The sequence below is a fragment of the Xanthovirga aplysinae genome (assembly GCF_009711365.1).
GTDB classification, from domain to species: domain Bacteria; phylum Bacteroidota; class Bacteroidia; order Cytophagales; family Cyclobacteriaceae; genus Xanthovirga; species Xanthovirga aplysinae.
Window position 1 is genome coordinate 1,686 of the sequence record NZ_SMMB01000659.1, and the last position, 1,388, is coordinate 3,073.

3 protein-coding genes are annotated in these 1,388 nt (G+C 34.8%); all 3 read left to right on the forward strand.

Annotated elements, in window-relative coordinates; all coding sequences use genetic code 11:
- The first annotated feature begins 81 nt into the window (after positions 1–81).
- The 3 genes from E1171_RS03835 (at position 82) to E1171_RS03845 (ending at position 1,348) form a co-directional block, all read left to right on the forward strand.
- On the forward strand, positions 82–549 hold the full coding sequence (locus E1171_RS03835) for an SF0329 family protein (protein ID WP_425509602.1): 468 nt from the start codon (positions 82–84) through the stop codon (positions 547–549).
- Positions 550–653: 104 nt separating this feature from the next.
- Positions 654–929, forward strand: a complete 276-nt coding sequence (locus E1171_RS03840) for a hypothetical protein (protein WP_155204264.1) — start codon at positions 654–656, stop codon at positions 927–929.
- An 8-nt stretch (positions 930–937) separates the two neighbouring features.
- Positions 938–1,348, forward strand: coding sequence for a hypothetical protein (locus tag E1171_RS03845; protein WP_155204266.1), 411 nt, complete (start codon positions 938–940; stop codon positions 1,346–1,348).
- Positions 1,349–1,388 lie beyond the last annotated feature (40 nt).

Consider the following 1,388-nt stretch of genomic DNA (forward strand, 5'->3'; position numbering starts at 1 on the left):
TACCGACGCCAAAAAGCACAGCAGCCAGCCGAGCCGTTGTCTGTAATTGAAATAAAAGACTAAATAATGAAATGGAGTAAAATGCGGGTGAAATTAAAAGATAGACTTGCTGAAGATTTAAAGAATAATTTAGATTACCATCTAACTACTTATAAGAATAGTACTGGTTGGTTAGGAAGAGCTTGGCTAACCTTAAATGGAATTGAATTAGTTAATTTTTCCAATCCTGATACATGGAAATATTTTAAAAGTTATTCAAATGAATTGTGTGAAACTGGCTATATCTCTCATGCAGCCGTAAAAGATGAAGATAGAAGTAATAATGCTGGAATGGAACGGGGCGAATTTTCTAAATATAATTTTTCTGGATCAGCATTTGAATTTTTGACCGAATTGAATATTGAGCAATCTCAAAAAAGCACTAATCCAATTCATAGAATGTTGGCTATGTTGGACAAAAGAACGGGAAAGAGAAGGATCTTTGAATTAAGAGAAAAGGAAACACATCCACTTGTTCTAAAAATGATTGAATTAAGGATTGGAAAATAAAACAACAGACAACAATGGCGAGCTGCCATGCTTTGCCAACGCGTAAAAGCCGACGCTAAAAAGCACAGCAGCCAGCCGGACCGTTGTGTTTCATTAAGATAAAAATGCCGATTAACATTTATAACGAAAATACAGGAGAAAAGGTGGATTGGTTATGTGATGACTTCTGGGATCTGCCAAACCAAATTGATGCACTTGAAACTTGGTTAGAAGAAAAAGGTAAAAACTTAACTCCCAACAAATATGTAGCCGATATTGGCTTTGATATTAGAAAAGATGCCTCTGGCGGTGGTGCAGTTTTAAGTTCAGAATCAATGAAAATTTTGGGAGAAATTGGTATGGATATTTATTTCTCTGAATACCCAAATACAATTGACTAATAAAGGGCATGAAAGTAAATTTTGAAATAGAGGAAAATTATGCTGTCCAATTTCAAGGAAGGCACCTTGACCTCCATAACAATTTCGAACTTGTTGAAATCAGAGATTTAGAAAAAGAGATTGAAATAGAATTTAGAAAATCAGAGGGTAATTGGGTACCTAAGGACGAATTGAATGAGTTAATATTTACCTTTAAAGGGATCTCATATAAATACGAAGAAGAAGGAGAAAGCGAGCCCTATCCAGAAGATTGGAAAATTCTCGGAGAATTATCATTCTTCCCAAGTAATATGAGAGACATCAATGATGGATTTATCCCTCAGTCGCTCCCAAAAAAAGAAGATGATATCCTTTTCATTTTTGAAAACGGAAGACTAATTCGAATTAACTGTGATGAAGTGGAATTGAAAATTAAATAAAAACGAAAACACAACAATGGCGAGCTGCCATGCTTTGCTA

Bases quoted from the DNA above. Each gene is read 5' to 3' on its own strand.
- E1171_RS03840 (WP_155204264.1), top strand. From the start codon at position 654: ATGCCGATTAACATTTATAACGAAAATACAGGAGAAAAGGTGGATTGG.
- E1171_RS03845 (WP_155204266.1), top strand. From the start codon at position 938: ATGAAAGTAAATTTTGAAATAGAGGAAAATTATGCTGTCCAATTTCAA.
- E1171_RS03835 (WP_425509602.1), top strand. From the start codon at position 82: ATGCGGGTGAAATTAAAAGATAGACTTGCTGAAGATTTAAAGAATAAT.